This is a genomic window from Serratia sp. NCCP-200, from assembly GCF_059697885.1.
Map to the genome: position 1 here is coordinate 1 of NZ_BAAKUJ010000011.1, position 14,244 is coordinate 14,244.

A 14,244-nucleotide genomic window follows, 5' to 3' on the forward strand; every position below is an offset into this window, starting at 1 on the left:
TTTTATTGATCTTGTTCGAGTGGAGTCCGCCGTGTCACTTTCGCTTTGGCAGCAGTGTCTTGCCCGATTGCAGGATGAGTTACCTGCCACAGAATTTAGTATGTGGATACGCCCATTGCAGGCGGAACTGAGTGACAATACCCTGGCGCTGTATGCGCCCAATCGCTTTGTGCTGGATTGGGTTCGCGATAAGTACTTAAACAATATCAATGGCCTGTTGAATGATTTCTGCGGTACGGATGCGCCGCTGTTGCGTTTTGAGGTGGGCAGCAAGCCACTGACACAAACCCTCAGCCAGCCCGTGATGGCCAGCGTCAACAGCGCTCCGGTAGCCCCGGTGGTGCGCACGGCTGCACCGTCCCGCCCAAGCTGGGACAACGCGGCACCGCCGCCTGAGCTGTCCTATCGTTCCAACGTCAACCCCAAACACACCTTCGATAACTTCGTTGAGGGTAAGTCTAACCAGCTGGCTCGTGCTGCGGCGCGGCAGGTGGCAGACAATCCGGGGGGCGCTTATAACCCCCTGTTCCTGTATGGCGGTACCGGCCTGGGTAAAACGCACCTGTTGCATGCGGTAGGCAACGGCATCATGGCGCGTAAGGCCAATGCCAAAGTGGTCTATATGCACTCGGAACGCTTTGTGCAGGACATGGTCAAGGCGTTGCAAAATAACGCCATTGAAGAATTCAAACGCTACTACCGCTCGGTGGATGCGTTGCTAATCGATGATATTCAATTCTTTGCCAACAAAGAGCGTTCACAGGAAGAGTTCTTCCACACCTTTAACGCCCTGTTGGAAGGTAATCAACAGATCATCCTGACCTCGGATCGCTATCCAAAAGAGATCAACGGGGTGGAAGATCGTTTGAAATCCCGCTTCGGCTGGGGCCTGACGGTGGCGATCGAGCCGCCGGAGCTGGAAACCCGTGTAGCGATCCTGATGAAAAAGGCCGACGAGAACGATATCCGTCTGCCGGGCGAAGTGGCGTTCTTTATCGCCAAACGCCTGCGTTCCAACGTGCGTGAGCTCGAAGGGGCGCTGAACCGGGTGATCGCCAACGCCAACTTTACCGGCCGCGCCATCACCATCGATTTCGTGCGTGAAGCGCTGCGGGATCTGCTGGCGTTGCAGGAAAAGCTGGTCACCATCGACAATATCCAGAAGACGGTGGCCGAATACTACAAAATCAAAATCGCGGACCTGCTGTCTAAACGGCGTTCGCGCTCGGTTGCCCGCCCGCGCCAGATGGCGATGGCATTGGCAAAAGAGCTCACCAACCACAGCCTGCCAGAAATCGGCGATGCGTTTGGTGGCCGCGACCATACTACGGTGTTGCACGCCTGCCGGAAGATCGAGCAGCTGCGTGAGGAAAGTCACGACATCAAAGAAGATTTCTCCAATTTAATCAGAACATTGTCGTCATAGCCCATATGAAATTTATCGTTGAACGTGAGCATCTGCTAAAACCGCTGCAACAGGTGAGCAGCCCACTGGGTGGCCGCCCGACGCTGCCAATTCTGGGTAACCTGCTGCTGCAGGTGACGGAAGGTTCCCTGTTGCTGACAGGGACCGATCTGGAGATGGAGATGGTGGCCCGCGTTGCCCTGTCTCAGCCCCATGAAGCGGGCGCGACGACCGTCCCCGCGCGTAAATTCTTTGATATCTGCCGTGGCCTGCCGGAAGGTGCGGAGATTACGGTGATCCTCGAAGGCGACCGTATGCTGGTGCGTTCTGGCCGCAGCCGCTTCTCACTGTCCACGCTGCCGGCGATAGACTTCCCGAATCTGGATGATTGGCAGAGCGAGGTGGAGTTCACCTTGCCGCAGGCGACGCTAAAGCGCCTGATTGAAGCCACCCAATTTTCGATGGCTCATCAGGATGTGCGCTATTACCTGAACGGTATGCTGTTTGAAACCGAAGGGGAAGAACTGCGCACCGTCGCCACCGATGGCCACCGCCTGGCGGTGTGTTCAATGCCGATTGGCCAACAGTTGCCTACCCATTCGGTGATCGTGCCGCGTAAAGGGGTGATGGAGCTGGTCCGCTTGCTTGACGGTGGCGATACGCCGCTACGGGTGCAGATTGGTAGCAACAACATCCGCGCCCACGTCGGTGACTTTATCTTCACTTCCAAGCTGGTTGACGGCCGTTTCCCTGATTATCGCCGCGTATTGCCGAAGAACCCGGATAAAACGCTGGAAGCGGGCTGTGATCTGCTCAAGCAGGCGTTTGCTCGTGCGGCCATTCTGTCGAACGAAAAGTTCCGCGGTGTGCGCCTGTACGTCAGCCAGAACCAGCTCAAGATCACCGCCAACAACCCGGAACAGGAAGAGGCGGAAGAGATCCTCGATGTCAGCTATGATGGCACCGAGATGGAAATTGGTTTCAACGTCAGCTATGTGCTGGACGTGCTGAACGCGCTCAAGTGTGAAGATGTGCGCCTGCTGCTGACCGATTCCGTCTCCAGCGTGCAGATCGAGGACGGTGCCAGCAAGTCCGCCGCCTACGTGGTTATGCCAATGCGACTGTAGAATTATCGGGCTATCTTACTTGCCCCTTTGCGATTGGGCAGTGCTCGCAATCCTCACGTACTTTAAGTACGCTGCGGTTGCTGTGCGCTGGCCGCACGCAAATGACCTGCGACGATAACGCCCTGGATTGTTAGATGATTAAGACAACTACAGTATGGCTCTGACGCGTTTACTGATTAAAGATTTCCGCAATATCGAATCTGCCGATCTGGCGCCTGCACCGGGGTTTAACTTCCTTGTGGGGGCCAACGGCAGCGGCAAGACCAGCGTGCTGGAGGCGGTTTATACCCTTGGTCATGGGCGCGCGTTTCGCAGCCTGCAGGCCGGGCGAGTGATCCGCCACGATCAGCCGGAGTTTGTGTTGCATGGCCGGATCGAAGGCAGCGGGCGCGAATTATCGGTAGGACTGAGTAAAAGCCGTCAGGGTGACAGCAAAGTGCGCATCGATGGCAGCGATGGCCATAAGGTGGCAGAACTGGCACAGCTATTGCCCATGCAGTTGATCACCCCCGAAGGTTTTACCCTGCTTAATGGCGGGCCGAAGTATCGGCGTGCCTTCCTGGACTGGGGTTGTTTTCATAATGAACCCGGTTTTTTCACCGCCTGGAGCAACCTGAAAAGGTTACTGAAGCAGCGCAATGCCGCGCTGCGCCAGGTCAATCGCTATGCGCAGATCCGCGCCTGGGATCAGGAACTGATCCCGTTGGCCGAGCGTATCAGCGAGTGGCGGGCAGCCTACAGCGATGCAATTGCCGCGGATATCACCGCGACCTGCGCGCAGTTTTTGCCCGAATTTGCCCTGAGTTTCTCTTTCCAGCGCGGCTGGGACAAAGAGAGTGACTACGGAGAGCTGCTGGAGCGCCAGTTTGAGCGCGACAGGGCGTTAACCTATACCGCGGTGGGGCCGCATAAAGCGGACTTCCGCATTCGTGCCGAAGGTACGCCGGTAGAGGATTTGTTATCGCGCGGTCAGCTTAAACTGCTGATGTGCGCATTGCGCTTGGCGCAGGGTGAGTTTCTCACCCGCCAGAGCGGGCGGCGTTGCCTGTATCTGATTGATGATTTTGCCTCCGAGCTGGACACCGGCCGTCGCCGGTTGCTGGCCGATCGCCTGAAAGCCACCCAGGCACAGGTTTTTGTCAGTGCGGTAAGCGCTGAACAAGTAACCGACATGATGGGTGAAAAGGGCAAGATGTTCCGCGTGGAACAAGGTAAAATAGAGGTTCAACCACAGGACTAAAATGAGCGAGAAACGTTGATGTCGAATTCTTATGACTCCTCAAGTATCAAGGTATTAAAAGGGCTGGATGCGGTACGTAAGCGTCCGGGCATGTATATCGGTGATACTGATGACGGCACCGGTCTGCACCACATGGTATTCGAGGTCGTGGACAACGCTATCGACGAAGCACTCGCTGGCCACTGTAGCGACATTCAGGTGACGATCCACGCCGACAACTCCGTCTCGGTGCAGGATGATGGCCGTGGTATCCCAACCGGTATCCACGAAGAGGAAGGGGTGTCTGCGGCACAGGTCATCATGACCGTACTGCACGCCGGCGGTAAGTTTGACGACAACTCCTATAAGGTTTCCGGCGGTCTGCACGGCGTGGGCGTTTCTGTTGTTAACGCCCTGTCAGAAAAGCTGGAACTGGTGATCCGCCGCGAAGGCAAGGTCCATGAGCAAACCTACAAGCATGGCGAACCACAGGCCCCGCTGAAAGTCGTCGGTGAAACCGATCAGACCGGTACCACCCTGCGCTTCTGGCCGAGCTTCCAGACCTTCACCAATAACATCGAGTTTGAGTACGACATCCTGGCCAAGCGCCTGCGTGAACTGTCGTTCCTCAACTCGGGCGTTTCTATTCGCCTGAAAGACAAGCGCAACGACAGAGAAGACCACTTCCATTACGAAGGCGGTATCCGTGCGTTTGTGGAATACCTGAACAAGAACAAGACGCCGATCCACCCAACGGTGTTCTACTTCTCAACCGTGAAAGACGATATCGGTGTGGAAGTGGCGCTGCAGTGGAACGATGGTTTCCAGGAAAACATCTACTGCTTCACCAACAACATCCCGCAGCGTGATGGGGGGACTCACCTGGCTGGCTTCCGTGCCGCGATGACCCGTACCCTGAACACCTACATGGATAAAGAAGGCTACAGCAAGAAGTCCAAAATCAGCGCCACCGGTGACGATGCGCGTGAAGGTCTGATTGCCGTGGTTTCGGTGAAAGTGCCCGATCCTAAATTCTCTTCCCAGACCAAAGACAAGCTGGTGTCTTCGGAAGTGAAAACGGCGGTCGAATCGCTGATGAACGAGAAGCTGGTGGATTACCTGATGGAAAACCCAGCGGACGCCAAGATCGTGGTTGGTAAAATTATCGATGCGGCCCGTGCTCGTGAAGCGGCGCGTAAAGCGCGTGAAATGACCCGCCGTAAAGGCGCGCTGGATTTGGCTGGCTTGCCAGGCAAACTGGCGGACTGCCAGGAACGTGACCCGGCGTTGTCCGAACTCTACCTGGTGGAAGGGGACTCCGCGGGCGGCTCAGCCAAGCAGGGCCGTAACCGTAAGAACCAGGCGATCTTGCCGCTGAAAGGGAAAATCCTCAACGTTGAGAAAGCCCGCTTCGACAAGATGCTGTCCTCACAGGAAGTTGCCACGCTGATCACCGCGCTGGGCTGCGGCATTGGCCGTGACGAATACAACCCGGACAAACTGCGTTATCACAGCATCATTATCATGACCGATGCCGACGTCGACGGCTCGCACATCCGTACGCTGCTGTTGACCTTCTTCTATCGTCAGATGCCGGAAATCATCGAGCGTGGCCATGTGTATATTGCCCAGCCGCCGTTGTACAAGGTGAAAAAAGGCAAGCAGGAGCAGTACATCAAAGACGACGAAGCGATGGATCAGTATCAGATCTCCATCGCCCTCGACGGCGCGACCCTGCACACCAACGGTTCTGCACCAGCCTTGGCGGGTGAGCCGTTAGAGAAGCTGGTGGCTGAGCATTACGCCGTGCAGAAGCAGATTGGCCGGATGGAACGCCGTTACCCACGTGCGTTACTGAACAACCTGATCTACCAGCCAACCTTGAACGAAGACGATCTGAGCGACCGTGCCAAGGTGGAAAGCTGGATCGAATCGCTGGTGAAATTGCTCAACGATAACGAGCAGCACGGTAGCAGCTACAGTTCTGTGCTGGTTGAAAACCGTGAACGCCAGATGTTCGAACCGGTGCTGCGTATCCGTACCCATGGTGTTGATACAGACTACCCGCTGGACTTTGAATTTATCCGCGGTGGTGAATACCGCAGGATCTGTGCGTTGGGCGAAAAACTGCGCGGCCTGCTGGAAGAAGATGCCTATATCGAACGTGGCGAACGTCGCCAGCCGGTAGACAGCTTCGAACAGGCGTTGGAGTGGCTGGTGAAAGAGTCGCGCCGTGGCCTGTCGGTCCAGCGCTATAAAGGGCTGGGCGAAATGAACCCAGACCAGCTGTGGGAAACCACCATGGATCCCGATCAGCGGCGTATGCTGCGCGTAGCGGTGAAAGACGCTATTGCGGCCGATCAGCTGTTCACCACCCTGATGGGCGATGCGGTTGAACCACGCCGTGCCTTTATCGAAGAAAACGCCCTGAAAGCGGCGAATATCGATATCTAACGCCTTATCTGGCTATTAACAATCCGCGCCGGTTCGCCCGCGCGGATTTTTTTATGCCGTTTTTAGCACTAACAAGGCAAGCTGAAACGCGTTAGCATGAGAAAAAACCACTGGGAGACGCTCGAATGGCTATTGAACTGATTGCAATTGATATGGACGGTACGCTGCTCAATCCGCAGCACCAGATTACGCCAGCGGTAAAGCAGGCGCTGACCGCCGCGCGCGCTAAAGGCGTGCATGTGGTACTGGCTACCGGGCGGCCATATGTCGGCGTGCAGGACTATCTGCGTCAGTTGGATATTCAGGGGGAGGGCGATTTCTGCATCACCTATAACGGTGCTCTGGTGCTGAAGGCGACGGACGGGGCCTGCGTGCTGCAAGAAACGCTCGGCTTTGACGATTACCTCTATTTTGAGCAGTTGGCACGGGAGTTTGGCGTACATTTCCACGCCTTTGATTTCGATACCCTCTACACGCCAAATAAAGACATTGGCAAATATACCGTCCATGAATCGCAGATGACCGGTATCCCGCTGAAATACCGCAGCGTGGAAGAGATGGATCGCACCATGCGCTTCCCGAAGGTGATGATGATTGATGAGCCAGAGTTGCTGGATAGCGCGATAGCCCGCTTGCCCGCAGAGGCCTGGGATCGCTACACCATTATGAAAAGCGCCCCTTACTTCCTGGAGATCCTGCATAAGAATGTTGATAAGGGTGCGGGCGTCAGAATGCTGGCCGAGCATTTGGGCGTCAAGCAGGAAAACGTGATGGCGTTAGGCGATCAGGCTAATGATATTGCGATGATCGGGTATGCTGGGCTTGGCGTGGCGATGGGCAATGCTATTCCAGAATTAAAGGAAATTGCCCAGCACGTGACCGGCACTAATACCGAAGACGGCGTCGCACAGGCAATTGAGAAGTTTGTGCTGAACGTTTAATGCCTGCCAGCCCCCTTCCCTGGGGGCTTAGATGCTTCCACGTAAATCAGGTATTAACGCCTCATGGCTGATGGCCTGCTGGTGTTATTTCTTTACTGAAATAACTAAGTCGCTCCTAAAAGAAAATTTCTAGTGAGTTCATATTTTATTAATATAAATATTCTCGTTAATTAATCGCGTTAATTTAAATGGTATAAATAAAAATTATTTTTGCGATCTGTATTTTTTATTGTATTTTAAATGACGAAATAGCTATTTATCACTTCATCTTTCATTTTAGCTTGTTCGCTATATTGTAAAACAACTAATAAAGTTCGTTAGGAGATAATATGAAAAAAATCATAATTTCATCATTGGCTTATATTGCCTTGACGCAAATATCCTTTGCCGCCAGAGACGTGACGACGGTACCGGACTTCTTCTATCTTAAGGAAGCGCAGTCTATTGATAGCCTCTCTTTATTGCCCCCGCCACCGGCCGTTGACAGTATCGATTTCCTCAATGACAAAGCTCAGTATGACGCCGGTAAGTTGCTGAGGAATACGCCAAGAGGCAAGCAGGCCTATAACGATGCGCAGATTTACGGCGATGGCATACCACTGGCATTTTTCAACGCCTTCGGCATGGAAATAACACGCAAGAAAACGCCAGAGTTATATCGCCTGGTAACCAAAATGCGTGAGGATACCGGTGATTTGGCGACCCGCAGCGCCAAGGAGCATTATATGCGGACCCGGCCTTTTGCTTTTTATCATCAGGCGACCTGCCGCCCGGAAGAAGAAAGTGTGCTATCAACCAACGGCTCCTACCCTTCTGGCCATACGAGCATCGGTTGGGCTACCGCACTCGTGCTGGCGGAGATCAATCCTGCTCGCCAAGGGGAGATCCTCAAACGGGGTTATGAGATGGGACAAAGCCGCGTGATTTGCGGCTATCATTGGCAGAGTGACGTCAGCGCCGGGCGCCTGGTTGGGGCGGCTATCGTGGCACGTTTACACGCCGAGCCAACGTTTGTTGACCAGTTACAAAAAGCCAAGGCTGAATACCTGCGATTAGCAAAAGCGCCTTAAACCTGGGTGGTGTGAAACAGCCAGGCCGATCGGGTACTATGGCGGTTCTATGCCAGCCGGTATACAGGAGCCGCCATGAGCCATCAGGAACGACAGCTGACTTTTGATCCGCGAGGTCATCAACTCACCAACATTAACGTCTGGACGCCGTGCGGCCAATGGCTGGCATATGATGTACGGCCAAGCGGTGCATCCTTTACCGGGCTGAGTATTGAACGGGTGAACGTTGCCAGCGGTCAGGTAGAGGTGGTTTATCGGGCGCAGCATGGAGCCCATGTCGGCGTGGTAACGGTGAGCCCGGATGAGCCAGCGCGCTACGCGTTTATCCATGGGCCGGAACACCCAGATAGCTTCTGGCATTATGACTTCCACCATCGCCGTGGCGTGATCGTCAGCGAGCCGGATCGTGAATTGGCGATCACCCTGGACGCATTGGACATTACCGCCCCCTATACTCCAGGAGCGCTGCGTGGCGGCACCCACGTGCATGTCTTCAGCCCAGATGGTAGCCGTCTGAGCTTCACCTATAACGACCATGTGATGCATGAACTCGATCCGGCACTGGATTTGCGCAACGTTGGCGTAGCTGTGCCGCTGCAAGGGGTGAATCCGCCCAAGCAGCACCCACGTGAATACGACGGTAGCCATTACTGCGTACTGGTCAGCGCAACCACGCCAATCCCGCAGCCGGGCAGCGATCAAATCAATCGGGCTTACGAAGAGGGCTGGGTGGGTGAGCAAGGCTACAGCAAACCCGATGGCAGCCGCCAGCGTTGGGCGTTGGCGTTTATCGGCGATACCCTCTCGCCGCAGGGGGAAAAGCTGCCGGAAGTGTTTGTGGTGGATTTACCTGAAAACGATGCCGACTATGCCAAAGCCGGGGAGGCTCCCTTGCAGGGAACGGCAACGACCTTACCTGCCCCACCGTTAGGCGTTCGACAACGGCGGTTAACCTATACCGGCCAACGCAACTATCCTGGGGTTGCCACCACGCCACGCCATTGGTTGCGGAGTTCGCCAGACGGCAGTGCCATCGCCTTCCTGATGCAAGACGATCGGGGCATAGTGCAACTGTGGACTGTTTCCCCCAATGGCGGGGAGGCGAATCAGGTGACACAATCGGATCACAGCATCCAGTCGGCCTTCAGTTGGCATCCGCAGGGGGGCAAGATTGCGCTGGTGTGTGATAACAGCGTGATGCTGTGCGATATCGCCAACGGCAATATGCAGCGCCTGACCAAACGGACTGCGCAGCCACCACTGGGGGACGCCGTGGTGTTCTCACCAGATGGCATACAGGTGGCCTTTATGCGTGAAGTCGCCGGGTTTAACCAGATTTTTGTGGTGGCGGTTTAACTACAACCCGGCCGGTGCTGGCGAGGTTGCCATGCCCTGGCCTGGATTGCCGCTGACAGCCAGATTTCGTTCTTCATCATGCTGGATACGGGCTTTGGGTGAGGCTGCCGCTTTATCGCTGCCAGAACGCAGGTAGTCGTAAGGCAGCAAAATGGTGTCCATCGCCGCCGACAGGGGCAGGTCGATCGCCAGCAGGGGCATCATGGCCCAACTGGTATCTTCGCTCTTCATCATATCGACATTGGCGCGCGTACCGGAGTAATAACCCTGGTCGGCCCCGGTGTGGCTGGCTACGCTGGAGCAACCGTTAGTGGTCAGCAGCAGGCAACCGGTCGCTATCATTTTTTTTATTGGTTTCATTCGTCCATCCTGAGGGGAGACATCCCCTGAAATTTGCTGATTTATAACATCCAGCCAAAGCATTGAAAGATGCAACATTCCGCACTGTGGCGGCTATCTCACTTTGAGTGTATGTGATAAACAAATTTTCGCCGTTTCCATTGGCAATTATTTAATCATCACCAGTTGAAATGTGGAAAGCAAACCCCATCTTCTTTACAAGGCCAAATTAAGAATTTGCCGTAAGGGAATTCAAGCCTTATAGCCTGTCCATGATGGAAGGCTTCATTATCAACCTCGCTGAAGTGCCTTAGGAGGCTGTTTTATGCGCAACTTTGATCTTTCCCCGCTGTACCGTTCCGCGATCGGTTTTGATCGTCTGTTCAACGCCCTTGAGGCTGGCCAAAGCCAGGGTAACGGTGGCTATCCGCCGTATAACGTTGAGCTGGTTGATGAAAATCATTACCGCATTGCCATCGCGGTGGCCGGGTTTGCCGAGCAGGAACTGGAGATCACCACGCAAGACAATCTGTTGATTGTGCGCGGGGCTCACACCAACGAACCTGCTGAGAGAACCTATTTATATCAAGGTATTGCCGAGCGTAACTTTGAACGCAAATTCCAGCTTGCCGAGCATATTCAAATTAGAGGCGCCAAACTGGAAAACGGCCTGCTGTATATCGATCTGGAACGTATCGTGCCGGAAACGTTAAAGCCGCGTCGGATCGAAATTAAGTAATTGTTGTTGTATCACCGTGCCTGCCGTTAGGGGGCAAACTTTAAACCTCGCTTCTTGGAAGGAGAGTATTATGCGTAACTACGATTTATCCCCACTTCTGCGTCAATGGATCGGTTTTGACAAGCTGGCCAGTTCAATGGGAGGCCAGGAGCCACAAGGGTTCCCGCCCTATAACATTGAGAAAAGCGACGATAACCACTATCGCATTTCCCTGGCGTTAGCCGGGTTCAAACAAAGCGAACTGGATATTGAAGTGGAAGGCCCGCGCCTGACCGTGCGTGGCAACCCCACACCGCCGGAAAAACAGGTGGAGTATCTGCATCAGGGGCTGGTGTGCAAAGAGTTCAGCCTGACCTTTACCCTGGCAGAGCACCTGCAGGTGTCCGAAGCCAAATTTGAAAACGGCCTGCTGCACATCGATCTGGTACGCCACGTGCCGGAAGCCTTGCAGCCACAACGCATCAGCATCGGCAGCACTCCGGAGCTGGAAGCAAAATAACCGGCTGAAAAAACACAAAAACTTGCGGGGGAGGTCCATTCGGGCCTCCCCCGTCGCATTCTGTGGCATACCCCACATTACCCCCCTACGCCTTATGTCAGAATCCCTATTAATTGCAGGCATTTAATCGCATACCGATTGTTAAACTTTGGGTAAGGATGTGACGTATGAGTGATATCGCCCTGACCGTCAGCATGTTGGCGTTGGTGGCTATTCTCGGGTTATGGATTGGCAACTGGAAAGTGTATGGCGTGGGTTTAGGGATAGGCGGCGTCTTGTTCGGCGGCATCATCGTCGGACACTTTGCACAGACTTACCAGATCACTCTCAACGGCGACATGCTGCACTTTATTCAGGAGTTCGGTCTGATCCTGTTTGTTTACACCATCGGTATTCAGGTTGGCCCTGGTTTCTTCTCGTCCCTGCGCGTTTCCGGCCTCAAGCTCAATGGCTTTGCCATTCTGTTGGTGCTGGTGGGCGGCGTGGTGGCGGCGATTGTCCATAAGCTGTTTGCCGTGCCGTTACCGATCATTCTCGGCGTGTTCTCCGGCGCGGTTACCAACACTCCGGCGCTCGGTGCCGGGCAGCAGATACTCACCGATCTGGGTTCCGATCCGGCGCTGGTTAACCGCATGGGGATGGGCTATGCGATGGCCTATCCGTTCGGTATCTGCGGCATTCTGCTGGTGATGTGGCTGATCCGGCTGTTCTTTCGCATCAATATCGATAAGGAAGCGCAGGAATTTGAAGACAGTCTGGGGAGCAATCGCGAACTGTTGCAGACCATGAACGTGGCGGTGCGTAACCCCAATCTACAAGGCATGGCCATCAAGAACGTACCGTTGCTCAACAGTGATGAGATCATTTGTTCGCGCCTCAAGCGCGGTGATTTACTGATGGTGCCCGCCCCGCATGAGACGCTGGAACTGGGGGATTTCCTGCACCTGGTCGGCAAGCGCGAAAAGCTGGAAAATGCCCGGCTGGTGATTGGCGAGGAAGTCGACGTATCGCTCTCCACCCGGGGGACTTCACTGCAAGTGGTTCGTGCGGTAGTGACCAACGAAAAGGTGTTGGGTAAAAAAATCCGCGATCTGGAGCTGAAGCAAAAATATGAGGTGGTGGTCTCTCGCCTCAACCGTGCCGGGGTCGAGCTGGTGGCGGGTAGCAATGTTACGCTGCAGTTCGGGGATATCCTCAACCTGGTGGGGCGGCCAGAATCCATTGAGGCGGTGGCCGCGATTGTCGGCAACGCCCAGCAGAAGCTGCAACAGGTGCAGATGCTGCCGGTATTTATCGGCATTGGCCTTGGGGTGCTGTTGGGTTCTATCCCGCTGTTTATTCCCGGCTTCCCGGCAGCATTGCGGTTGGGGTTAGCTGGTGGTCCGCTGGTGGTGGCACTGATCCTGGGGCGTATCGGCAGCATCGGCAAGCTGTACTGGTTTATGCCGCCCAGTGCCAACCTGGCGCTGCGCGAACTGGGAATCGTACTGTTTCTGGCTGTGGTTGGCCTGAAGTCGGGTGGCAACTTTGTCGATACCCTGCTGCATGGCGATGGGCTGGCGTGGGTCGGTTACGGGGCACTCATCACCTTCATACCGCTGATAAGCGTAGGTATTCTGGCTCGGGTAGTGGGTAAGATGAACTACCTGACGCTCTCCGGTATGCTGGCGGGCTCAATGACCGATCCCCCGGCGTTGGCCTTTGCCAATGGCCTGCACCCTACCAGCGGCGCTGCAGCGCTCTCTTATGCCACGGTCTATCCGTTGGCGATGTTCCTACGCATTATGTCACCGCAGCTGTTGGCGGTGCTGTTCTGGGCAATGTAACCTGCAAAAAGGGGCTCCGCTTGCGGAGCCCCACAGATTGCTGACTAACCCCACTTTTTCAGGTGGGGTTAGTCTTTTTTAGCGACCGCAGGTCGCGATCGCGATATTTTTCCATAACCCCATCATTTGACCTATATTTTTTTGCTGCCGAAGCAGCTGGATATCGTCTTGTGAGTGCCCACACAGATTGTCTGATAAATTGTTAAAGAGCAGTGAGTTACGCGCTTTCGCTTACTAACTCGAGGAGGCGTATACTACGCGATTCCTCTGAAGAGTCAACCTTTATTTCGGTGTTTTCACCGGCTTGACACTTCCTGGCTGGGCGACTGGTTCTCGTTAGAGGAGTCGTTGTTCCCGGTCAGTGGAGGCGCATTATAGGGAGTTCTCAGAACGCCGCAACCCCTAAATGCAAAAAACTTTTCAAGCGCGGCTTTTTTCGGCAAAACGCTGTCTTGTTCGTCGTTTTTGACACTTTTTCCCGAAAACAGCCGTAAAAGCTGGCGCTCCCTGGCGTAAAATGAAAGATAACAATGCAGTTAAAGGAACCGCAGCCATGCAATTCGATGCTCAACAACAGGCCGCACAGCGTAATCTTTCTTATCTGCTGGCAGAAAAGCTCGGCCAACAGATCCTGGCCGGTGAATATCAAGCCGGCAGCATCCTGCCAGGCGAGATGGATTTGGCAGAACAGTTTGGCGTCAGCCGCACTGCGGTACGTGAAGCGGTAAAAATGCTGGCGGCCAAAGGCATGCTGCTACCGCGCCCCCGCATCGGCACCAGGGTCATGCCCCAAAGCCAATGGAACTTCCTCGATCAGGATCTGCTGACCTGGTGGATGACCAGGGAGAACTTCGACCAGGTCATGCAGCACTTCCTTATCCTACGCACGTCGCTGGAACCTCAGGCCTGTTCATTGGCAGCCATCAACGCCACCTCGGAGCAAAAGACGCGATTGGTCACGCTGATGGCAGAAATGCAGGCGCTACACGTGGATTTTGACCGCGAACGCTGGATTGAAGTCGATACCCAGTACCACCAGCTGATCTATGAAGCCAGCGCCAATCCGTTTCTCACCTCGTTTGCCAACCTGTTCAGCTCGGTGTATCAAAGCTATTTCCGGGCGATCACCGGTAATGAAGTGATTAAGCTGCAACACCATCAGGCCATTGTGGATGCCATAGTCGCCAGTGACAGCACCGCAGCCCTCACAGCATGCCAAACATTGTTGCAGGGAAATGCGTAAACTCCGCAGCTATATATAGAAGGAAA

The 14,244-nt window shown here is 54.7% G+C and carries 12 protein-coding genes; 11 read left to right on the forward strand and 1 reads right to left on the reverse strand.

The window, feature by feature from the left end:
• Positions 1-31: 31 nt before the first annotated feature.
• The 7 genes from dnaA (at position 32) to AC6HVW_RS24280 (ending at position 9,572) form a co-directional block, all read left to right on the forward strand.
• Entirely contained in the window at positions 32-1,426 is a 1,395-nt protein-coding gene (gene dnaA, locus AC6HVW_RS24250; RefSeq protein ID WP_021181394.1) for a chromosomal replication initiator protein DnaA, read from the forward strand.
• Between the two features lie 5 nt (positions 1,427-1,431).
• Entirely contained in the window at positions 1,432-2,532 is a 1,101-nt protein-coding gene (gene dnaN / locus AC6HVW_RS24255) for a DNA polymerase III subunit beta (RefSeq protein WP_021181393.1), read from the forward strand.
• A gap of 154 nt (positions 2,533-2,686) precedes the next feature.
• On the forward strand, positions 2,687-3,772 hold the full coding sequence (gene recF / locus AC6HVW_RS24260; RefSeq protein ID WP_179250969.1) for a DNA replication/repair protein RecF: 1,086 nt from the start codon (positions 2,687-2,689) through the stop codon (positions 3,770-3,772).
• 18 nt (positions 3,773-3,790) lie between these two features.
• Positions 3,791-6,205 carry a DNA topoisomerase (ATP-hydrolyzing) subunit B gene (gyrB, locus tag AC6HVW_RS24265; RefSeq protein ID WP_059199267.1) on the forward strand — a complete coding sequence of 805 codons (2,415 nt, stop codon included), beginning with the start codon at positions 3,791-3,793 and terminating at the stop codon, positions 6,203-6,205.
• A gap of 125 nt (positions 6,206-6,330) precedes the next feature.
• Positions 6,331-7,146, forward strand: a complete 816-nt coding sequence (gene yidA / locus AC6HVW_RS24270; RefSeq protein ID WP_186486403.1) for a sugar-phosphatase — start codon at positions 6,331-6,333, stop codon at positions 7,144-7,146.
• 329 nt (positions 7,147-7,475) lie between these two features.
• Complete coding sequence (locus AC6HVW_RS24275) at positions 7,476-8,216, forward strand: acid phosphatase (RefSeq protein ID WP_186486402.1); 741 nt, start codon at positions 7,476-7,478, stop codon at positions 8,214-8,216.
• A gap of 75 nt (positions 8,217-8,291) precedes the next feature.
• Positions 8,292-9,572 carry a YidR family protein gene (locus AC6HVW_RS24280; protein WP_071682675.1) on the forward strand — a complete coding sequence of 427 codons (1,281 nt, stop codon included), beginning with the start codon at positions 8,292-8,294 and terminating at the stop codon, positions 9,570-9,572.
• Here the strand turns inward: AC6HVW_RS24280 and AC6HVW_RS24285 are convergent, their stop codons facing one another.
• On the reverse strand, positions 9,573-9,932 hold the full coding sequence (locus AC6HVW_RS24285; protein WP_021181375.1) for a YceK/YidQ family lipoprotein: 360 nt from the start codon (positions 9,930-9,932) through the stop codon (positions 9,573-9,575).
• Positions 9,933-10,236: 304 nt separating this feature from the next.
• Between AC6HVW_RS24285 and ibpA the strand changes: the two genes are divergently transcribed.
• From ibpA to AC6HVW_RS24305, 4 genes are all read left to right on the forward strand, one after another.
• A complete protein-coding gene (gene ibpA, locus AC6HVW_RS24290) occupies positions 10,237-10,650 on the forward strand; it encodes a small heat shock chaperone IbpA (protein WP_021181374.1) in 414 nt (137 codons plus the stop codon).
• Between the two features lie 70 nt (positions 10,651-10,720).
• A complete protein-coding gene (gene ibpB / locus AC6HVW_RS24295) occupies positions 10,721-11,149 on the forward strand; it encodes a small heat shock chaperone IbpB (protein ID WP_021181373.1) in 429 nt (142 codons plus the stop codon).
• Between the two features lie 167 nt (positions 11,150-11,316).
• Positions 11,317-12,975 carry a putative transporter gene (locus AC6HVW_RS24300; protein WP_071682676.1) on the forward strand — a complete coding sequence of 553 codons (1,659 nt, stop codon included), beginning with the start codon at positions 11,317-11,319 and terminating at the stop codon, positions 12,973-12,975.
• 553 nt (positions 12,976-13,528) lie between these two features.
• Positions 13,529-14,218 (forward strand): FadR/GntR family transcriptional regulator, encoded by a 690-nt coding sequence (locus AC6HVW_RS24305; protein ID WP_024484665.1) that lies wholly within the window; start codon positions 13,529-13,531, stop codon positions 14,216-14,218.
• Positions 14,219-14,244 lie beyond the last annotated feature (26 nt).

What these genes read in the sequence shown, in the direction of transcription:
- dnaN (WP_021181393.1), top strand. Translation starts at nt 1,432, where the DNA reads ATGAAATTTATCGTTGAACGTGAGCATCTGCTAAAACCGCTGCAACAG.
- recF (WP_179250969.1), top strand. Translation starts at nt 2,687, where the DNA reads ATGGCTCTGACGCGTTTACTGATTAAAGATTTCCGCAATATCGAATCT.
- gyrB (WP_059199267.1), top strand. Translation starts at nt 3,791, where the DNA reads ATGTCGAATTCTTATGACTCCTCAAGTATCAAGGTATTAAAAGGGCTG.
- yidA (WP_186486403.1), top strand. Translation starts at nt 6,331, where the DNA reads ATGGCTATTGAACTGATTGCAATTGATATGGACGGTACGCTGCTCAAT.
- AC6HVW_RS24275 (WP_186486402.1), top strand. Translation starts at nt 7,476, where the DNA reads ATGAAAAAAATCATAATTTCATCATTGGCTTATATTGCCTTGACGCAA.
- AC6HVW_RS24280 (WP_071682675.1), top strand. Translation starts at nt 8,292, where the DNA reads ATGAGCCATCAGGAACGACAGCTGACTTTTGATCCGCGAGGTCATCAA.
- AC6HVW_RS24285 (WP_021181375.1), bottom strand. Translation starts at nt 9,932, where the DNA reads ATGAAACCAATAAAAAAAATGATAGCGACCGGTTGCCTGCTGCTGACC.
- ibpA (WP_021181374.1), top strand. Translation starts at nt 10,237, where the DNA reads ATGCGCAACTTTGATCTTTCCCCGCTGTACCGTTCCGCGATCGGTTTT.
- ibpB (WP_021181373.1), top strand. Translation starts at nt 10,721, where the DNA reads ATGCGTAACTACGATTTATCCCCACTTCTGCGTCAATGGATCGGTTTT.
- AC6HVW_RS24300 (WP_071682676.1), top strand. Translation starts at nt 11,317, where the DNA reads ATGAGTGATATCGCCCTGACCGTCAGCATGTTGGCGTTGGTGGCTATT.
- AC6HVW_RS24305 (WP_024484665.1), top strand. Translation starts at nt 13,529, where the DNA reads ATGCAATTCGATGCTCAACAACAGGCCGCACAGCGTAATCTTTCTTAT.